Source organism: Pseudomonas defluvii (assembly GCF_001695625.1).
In the GTDB taxonomy this organism is placed as follows: Bacteria; Pseudomonadota; Gammaproteobacteria; order Pseudomonadales; family Pseudomonadaceae; genus Aquipseudomonas; species Aquipseudomonas defluvii.
In genome coordinates, this window is record NZ_MBPN01000005.1 from 95496 (window position 1) to 101723 (window position 6228).

A 6228-nucleotide genomic window follows, 5' to 3' on the forward strand; every position below is an offset into this window, starting at 1 on the left:
TCTGGCGGGCACTGGCCGCCGGTCCCTGGCAGGAAGCGTGTCATTTTGAAGCGCGAGCGCTAAGCAGGGGCGGTTCGGTTACTGGATCCACACCGCAGCCAGAAGAAAGCCTGCCATCAGGAACGGTGCGAAGGGCTGTTTGCTCGATGACGCTTCACGCAGTTGCGTGAGGCGTTTTTTCACTCGCAGGCTCAAGAGCGACCACAGCCAGCGCCGGCTCAATAGCCAGATCACCAAGGCCACGCCCGCACCGATAAAGGTGCCCAGGACATGCATCTTGTCGGTGGCTAGTGCCAACGCGGCGAGCAGCTTGACGTCACCCGCACCCACATGACCAAGCATGTAGCCGGGTAAGGTCAGCAGCATGACCAGGGCCAGCGCCCAGCCGCCTTCGCTGGCGTCGGCGCCTATCCAGGTATGCCCGGTGGTAAACAGGTAAGCCAGTGCGCACGTGGCTGCACCCAGTGTCAGGGTATTGGCGACCTCGCGTTCACGTACATCCTGTTCGGCACACAAGGCGAGCCACAGCAGCAGGACGATGCTTTGCATGGGTGAGTTGCCATCCTTTTCGATGATTGATTCTAGGAGCCGTCTGCTCTCTCTTTCAGGGTAGACGCCTTCAGCCACGGCGGAAAAAAAAGCTCAGCGCGGAGGGTAGTTGGCCAGGACCTTGGCGACGGTTTGCTGGATCGCACTGCTGCGCTCTGCAGGGCTGGGCGGGTAGTTGCTCATGACGTGTTCAGCGCTGCCGCGCCAGACCAGCTTGCCGTCATGGCCGTCGAACAGGTCGACCTGAATGGTGGCCACCGTGTAGTCGACGCTGCGGGTTTCGTTGTAGGCCGGCCCGCCCCAGTAGCCGCCCCAATAGCCGTTCCATGCGCCACCATAGTTGGTCGTGACCTGCTGCTGGCGGTTTTCGACGATCAGGTAGGCCTGTACGCTTAGATCGGCATGGCTGCTGCCTTGCGCTGGGCGCAGGCCGCGTTGATCGAGCTGACCACTGATGGCCTGGCGGATGCGTTGCTCGGTCAAGTCACTCTGGATGCGCGGATCGTCGGGCCGGTACTGCAAGGCCGGTTCTTTCCAGGCCCAGCTACGGTAGCTGGCGAAGTCTCGGCTGGCGTCGAAGTCCTGGGTGACATTGTTGCTCTGGCAAGCACTCAACAGGGCAAACAAGGCAAGTAACGCAATACGGCGGAACATGACGGTTCTCCGGTGGCCTCTACAACCTAACTGGGAGGATAACCCTCCAGTGCTTTGTTGATTGCGCTACGCACTGCATCGGCACGGCCCCGCTCGGAGCTCGGGTTCGCGGCTTCGGCGCTGGCACTCCAGACCGCTTGGCCATTGCTGGCGTCGAACAGGTGCAGGCGCACCACTAACACTTCGATTTCGTAGGTCCGCACGATGGGGACGCTGGTGTACATGCCATAACCACCGTGGTGACCATAGCCATAACCGCTGTACCCATAGCCACCATAAGGGTAGTCGTCCTCACGAACCTGGCGCAGGCGTTTTTCCACACTGAGGCTGGCGCTGACCTGCAGGTCGGCGGGCTGCTCGCGGGAGGGCCGCAGGCCGTGTTGGTCAAGTGCGTTACTGACCGCCTCGGCCAGTTGCGCCGGATCGGCGATGCTACTGCCATCGGGCAGTTGGCCATTGCGCCAGCTCCAGCTGCGGTAGTGCGCATAATCACGGTTCGCTGCCGGGTAGGCGCTGGCATCGAAGGTGTTGGCTGCATGCGCGGGTGCTGGCGGCATTGGCAGAGCGCTGGCGACATAAGGGTTGCTGCCCTGACAGCCAACCAAGGCCAGGCAGATCAGGCTCGCAGCAACAGGACGGTACGACATGTCGTGCTCCAGTCGACCCGCTACAGGGGCCGGCAGATCCAGTGCAGGTAGCGGCCCAGCCCGGCGAACACCGGATGGCGGCGATGCGCCAGTTCCATTTCCAGCAGGTCGCTCAACGCGGCCTTGGCCTGGAATTCGCTCGGCATGTAGTCGTGGAAAACCCGCACGCCGCTTTCGTTTTCAACCTGCCACAGGCGTTCAAGGTGCACCTTGAGTTCGCGTGGATCAAGTGGTTTTTGCGGGGTCAGGCTCTGCTTTTCGCCAGCCATGCTGTTGCGCCGCATTTTGCGGAAATGGCCCTTGAGCAGGTTGCGGTACACCAAGGCATCACGGTTGTAGAACGCCAACGACAACCAGCCACCGGGGCGTGTCAGTTGATGCAGGACGGGCAGAATGGCCTCGGGCTCGGCCAGCCATTCAAGCACGGCGTGGCATAACACCAGGTCATAGGGCTCGGTGAGTTGGCCGAGCAGGTCTTGCCAGGGGGCCTGGATGAACGTGGCGTGTTGGCCTGCGTCGGCAAAACGTGCCCGGGCACCGTCAAGCATCGGCGCGGCGGGCTCGGCCAGGGTTACCTGGTGGCCGCGCTCGGCCAGCCACAAGGCCATATGGCCCAGGCCTGCACCAATATCGAGAACGCGTAGTGGGCGCTCTGGCAGGCTCTCGACAAGGTCGGCCTGGAGCACCGCCAGACGAATCGCACCTTTTGCTCCACCGTAGATCTTTTCGGCAAAACGGGTCGCCAGCTCATCGAAGTGACGGTCATTCATCGGGCGAAACGCCTCTCGCTGTCAGCCAACTTGAGTGTGACGACCTGCTCCATGTCCAGGCCCAGTTCACTGCACAGTAATAGCAGGTAGAGGACGACATCGCCGACTTCCTGGCCGGCGTGTTCCAGTTGCTCCCTGGAGAGTTGGCGCGACTGGTCTTCACTCAGCCACTGGAAAATTTCGACCAGTTCGGCCATTTCCACGCTGGCCGCCATGGCCAGGTTTTTCGGGCTATGAAAGCCGCGCCAGTCGTTGTTGTCACGAATGCGGTGCAGTCGCTCGGTCAATGCTTGCAAATTCATGGGGTAGTCTCCTCAGGCTGCATAGCTTCAGCCTGAGCGCGCTGCAACGCAAGGACCTCAAGGCCAGAGGTTGCTGGTTCAGGGGGCTTCAAGCGCTCGCCATGTCCCCTGTATATGCACCAACCCGCCATGGCCACTCAGACGCAGTTGCCCGGTGGGTGCGACAGGGCTGGCGTCGAGTACCACCTCGCTTGGCAAGCGTACCGGTTTGTGGAAATTGACCTCAATCGCGTAACCACCGGTTGGCAGGTGGCCACGCAAGGCGGCCAGGGCCATGGCTTTGCTCCACATGCCATGGGCAATGGCTTTGGGGAAACCGAACAGGCGGGCGCTGATGGCGCTCAGGTGGATCGGGTTGTAGTCGCCACAGAGGCGTGCATAGCGTCGTCCGATGTTGCTGTTGGCGTACCAGCGGGTCAGTTCGCTCAGGGGCAGGGCTTCGGCTTCAGGTTCGCAGGCGGGTTCGCCTGGAAGTTTCACGCCTCGGCACAGCATGCGGCTGGTTTCGCTCCAGAGCAGCCCGAGACCATCGCGGGCTTCGGTGATGAGGTCGAAGGTTGCGCCTTTCTCATGGGCCTGCAGGTTATCCACCCGCACCGCGAAGTGCAGTCGGGTGACACCGCCCAGCGGTCGTATGACGTGAATGCTGTTGCTCAGGTGAACCAGGCCTGGCAGCGGAAACGGAAAGTCGTTGGCAGTGAGCAACTGCAGTTGCAGGGGGAATGCCATTACATGCGGCCAGGTCGCGGGCAGCAGCGGGTCGTCACCAAAGTGGCACAGCGTGCGGTAGGCTGCCAGTCGCTCGGCATTGACCTCAAGGCTGCAGCGTAGCCCGGTCGTCGGCAGGGTGGTGCCGCTGATCTTGCGCTTGCGCGCTGCTCGCAGGTACAGCCCAGGCAGCGCGGCGGTCGTGCTCAGTTCATGCCATTGATGCGTCATGCTCAAGCCCCCATGACCGCTTGCCCGCAGACCCTCAGCACCTGTCCGTTGACCGCGCCGCTGCCCGGCTGCACCAGCCAGGCCACGGCTTCGGCGACATCCTGTGGCAGGCCGCCCTGGCCCAGTGAACTCATGCGCCGGCCTGCCTCGCGCAGGGCGAAAGGAATGGCGGCGGTCATCCGCGTTTCAATGAAACCCGGGGCGACGGCGTTGATGCTGCTCCCCGTGCTGGCCAGGCGTGGCGCCCAGGCCTGGGCCAGGCCAATCAGGCCGGCCTTGCTGGCGGCATAGTTGGACTGCCCGCGGTTGCCCGCAATACCACTGATCGAGGCCAGCAGCACGATGCGGGCGTTGGCGTGCAGGGCGCCTCTGTCGAGCAAGGCCTGGGTGAGGATCTGTGGTGCCTTAAGGTTAACGGCCATGACCGAGTCCCAGTACTCCGGGGTCATGTTGGCCAAGGTCTTGTCACGGGTGATTCCGGCGTTGTGAACGACGATATCGAGGCCATCAGGCAGGCCTGCGATGAGCTGTTCTGGAGCATCGTCCGCACAGATATTCAGTGCCAGGCTGCGTGCGCCCAAGCGGGTTGCAAGCGCTTCAAGCTCGGCCTTGGCCTGCGGTACGTCGAGCAGCACAACGTCTGCACCGTCTCGGATGAGGGTTTCGGCGATGGCCGCACCAATACCGCGTGCGGCGCCGGTCACCAGTGCCTTGCGCCCGGCCAGGGGGCGCGTCCAGTCCTGAACGTGGCTGGTGCAAGCATTCAAGCGCAGCACCTGGCCGGAGATGAAGGCACTCTTGGGCGACAGGAAGAAACGCAGTGCGCCTTCAAGCTGGTCCTCGGCACCGTCGCCGATATACAGCAGTTGCAGTCTGCCGCCGTTGCGCAGTTCTTTCGCCAGCGAACGGCTGAAGCCCTCCAGGGCACGCTGGGCAACACTGGCCAGCGGCGCTTCGAGCTGTTCCGGGGCACGCCCGAGAATCACCACTGACGCATTGGCATCAAGGCTACGTAGCAGCGGCTGGAAGAACTCGCGCAGTTGCTTGAGCTGGTCGATGTCCTCCAGTTCGCTGGCATCGAACAGCACCGCCTTGAGCGATGGCCCCAGGCCCGCCACCCACGCCGGCAGTTGCAGGCCCTCATCGGCATAGCTGTAGACCTCGTCGGTCAGACGTGTGGCAAACCCGGCGACCTGCCGCGACAGTGCGCCACCGCCCAGCAGCAGCGCCCCTTCGATCGGACGCATCCGGCCGGCCTCCCAGCGCTCCAGGCGGGCTGGTGTCGGCAAGCCGATGACACCGACCAGGCGGCGGCCGAAGTCGGAGTTGGCGAAGTCGAGATAGCGGTCGGACATGAATGAGGCCTCCATGAGATCAGCCTCAAAGTGTGGACCATGTTTTGCCGTTGGTCGCTTGAAGGTGGAAAAAACACCTACGCTGTATCGAGTCTGCCCTCAACACAAGGAGGTTGTGCATGCGTTCTTTGCGCCGGGTCGCAATCATCGGTGGTAACCGAATCCCCTTTGCTCGCGCGAATGGCCCTTATGCCAAGGCCAGCAACCAGGACATGCTCACGGCGGTCCTGGAGGGGCTGATCGAGCGCTTCAGCCTGCACGGCGTGCGCCTGGGCGAGGTGGCCGCTGGCGCGGTGCTCAAGCATTCACGGGATTTCAACCTGGCCCGCGAATGTGTCCTTGGCTCGCGGTTGTCAGCGCAAACGCCGGCCTATGATGTGCAGCAAGCGTGTGGCACTGGGCTTGAAGCGGCGTTGATGGTCGCCAACAAGATCGCTCTGGGGCAGATCGAGTGCGGCGTTGCCGGGGGTGTTGATACCACTTCGGATGCGCCGATTGCGGTGAGCGAAGGCTTGCGTCGGATCTTGTTGCAGGCCAATCGGGCGAAAGGTACGGGTGAAAAGCTCAAGGCACTGTTGCAACTGCGCTTTCGGCACCTGAAGCCCGAATTGCCGCGTAATGGCGAGCCTCGCACAGGCCTGTCGATGGGCCAGCACTGCGAGTTGATGGCGCGTACCTGGCAGATTGAGCGTCTGGCTCAGGACGAACTGGCCTTGCGCAGCCATCAGAACCTGGCGGCGTCTTTTGCCGAGGGCTGGCACGATGACCTGCTGACACCTTTCCTGGGTTTGAACCGCGACCAGAACCTGCGCCCCGACCTTACTCTGGAAACGCTTGCTGCACTCAAGCCGGTGTTCGATCGAAGCAGCCAAGGTAGCCTCACGGCAGGTAACTCGACGCCGTTGACCGATGGTGCCTCGGTGGTCTTGCTGGGGAGTGAAGCCTGGGCGCAGGAGCGAGGTTTGCCGGTGATGGCCTGGCTGGTCGACGGCGAGAGCGCCGCAGTGGATTT

The 6228-nt window shown here is 62.8% G+C and carries 8 protein-coding genes; 1 reads left to right on the plus strand and 7 read right to left on the minus strand.

The window, feature by feature from the left end; genetic code table 11:
• Positions 1-78 precede the first annotated feature (78 nt).
• From EKA13_RS02520 to EKA13_RS02550, 7 genes are all read right to left on the minus strand, one after another.
• Positions 79-549 carry a prepilin peptidase gene (locus EKA13_RS02520; RefSeq protein ID WP_065757965.1) on the minus strand — a complete coding sequence of 157 codons (471 nt, stop codon included), beginning with the start codon at positions 547-549 and terminating at the stop codon, positions 79-81.
• Between the two features lie 93 nt (positions 550-642).
• Positions 643-1203, minus strand: coding sequence for a DUF4136 domain-containing protein (locus EKA13_RS02525; RefSeq protein ID WP_065757966.1), 561 nt, complete (start codon positions 1201-1203; stop codon positions 643-645).
• A 26-nt stretch (positions 1204-1229) separates the two neighbouring features.
• Complete coding sequence (locus EKA13_RS02530; protein ID WP_065757967.1) at positions 1230-1850, minus strand: DUF4136 domain-containing protein; 621 nt, start codon at positions 1848-1850, stop codon at positions 1230-1232.
• 20 nt (positions 1851-1870) lie between these two features.
• Positions 1871-2620 carry a methyltransferase gene (locus EKA13_RS02535; RefSeq protein ID WP_065757968.1) on the minus strand — a complete coding sequence of 250 codons (750 nt, stop codon included), beginning with the start codon at positions 2618-2620 and terminating at the stop codon, positions 1871-1873.
• The gene (locus EKA13_RS02540; protein WP_065757969.1) at positions 2617-2922 is read right to left on the minus strand and encodes a MazG-like family protein; all 306 of its coding nucleotides are present in this window, start codon (positions 2920-2922) and stop codon (positions 2617-2619) included. The genes EKA13_RS02535 and EKA13_RS02540 overlap by 4 nt, the downstream gene beginning before the upstream one ends.
• A 78-nt stretch (positions 2923-3000) precedes the next feature.
• Complete coding sequence (locus EKA13_RS02545) at positions 3001-3861, minus strand: MaoC family dehydratase (protein ID WP_065757970.1); 861 nt, start codon at positions 3859-3861, stop codon at positions 3001-3003.
• Between the two features lie 2 nt (positions 3862-3863).
• Complete coding sequence (locus EKA13_RS02550; RefSeq protein WP_065757971.1) at positions 3864-5216, minus strand: 3-oxoacyl-ACP reductase; 1353 nt, start codon at positions 5214-5216, stop codon at positions 3864-3866.
• Positions 5217-5335: 119 nt separating this feature from the next.
• Here EKA13_RS02550 and EKA13_RS02555 point away from each other — a divergent pair.
• The coding region (locus EKA13_RS02555; protein WP_065757972.1) for a thiolase family protein at positions 5336-6228 on the plus strand (893 nt) is incomplete at its 3' end.

Bases quoted from the DNA above. Each gene is read 5' to 3' on its own strand.
- EKA13_RS02545 (WP_065757970.1), bottom strand. From the start codon at position 3,861: ATGACGCATCAATGGCATGAACTGAGCACGACCGCCGCGCTGCCTGGG.
- EKA13_RS02540 (WP_065757969.1), bottom strand. From the start codon at position 2,922: ATGAATTTGCAAGCATTGACCGAGCGACTGCACCGCATTCGTGACAAC.
- EKA13_RS02520 (WP_065757965.1), bottom strand. From the start codon at position 549: ATGCAAAGCATCGTCCTGCTGCTGTGGCTCGCCTTGTGTGCCGAACAG.
- EKA13_RS02525 (WP_065757966.1), bottom strand. From the start codon at position 1,203: ATGTTCCGCCGTATTGCGTTACTTGCCTTGTTTGCCCTGTTGAGTGCT.
- EKA13_RS02550 (WP_065757971.1), bottom strand. From the start codon at position 5,216: ATGTCCGACCGCTATCTCGACTTCGCCAACTCCGACTTCGGCCGCCGC.
- EKA13_RS02530 (WP_065757967.1), bottom strand. From the start codon at position 1,850: ATGTCGTACCGTCCTGTTGCTGCGAGCCTGATCTGCCTGGCCTTGGTT.
- EKA13_RS02535 (WP_065757968.1), bottom strand. From the start codon at position 2,620: ATGAATGACCGTCACTTCGATGAGCTGGCGACCCGTTTTGCCGAAAAG.